General features: G+C 66.4%; 1 protein-coding gene. It reads right to left on the reverse strand.

Going from position 1 to position 247, the window contains the following annotated elements; translation table 11 throughout:
• Positions 1–63 precede the first annotated feature (63 nt).
• A partial coding sequence (locus RYX56_RS24385; RefSeq protein WP_317124388.1) for a GmrSD restriction endonuclease domain-containing protein occupies positions 64–247 on the reverse strand: 184 nt, incomplete at its 5' end.

A 247-nucleotide genomic window follows, 5' to 3' on the forward strand; every position in this document is an offset into this window, starting at 1 on the left:
GCAGCCAGCCCGTCGTCTTCCCCCTCATGAGCCACAGAAGGCGGCATCGGCGATGGCGATGCCTCATGCGTGTGAGGCAATGGGGCCAGGCCAGATCGCGATGATGCGGTCGGCAATGTCGTCCGCGCGGAGCGCCATCTCGTCTTCGGTCCACCGCGCAGCCTGACCGATGAGGCGGTTCTGATGGAGGCTGCTCCCTACGAGCAGCGCCCGCTTCGTTTCGAACGGCGCGTTGCTCATCTCCGGG

This window comes from Alkalihalophilus lindianensis, assembly GCF_032843265.1.
Classification (GTDB): domain Bacteria; phylum Bacillota; class Bacilli; order Bacillales; family Bacillaceae_D; genus Alkalihalophilus; species Alkalihalophilus lindianensis.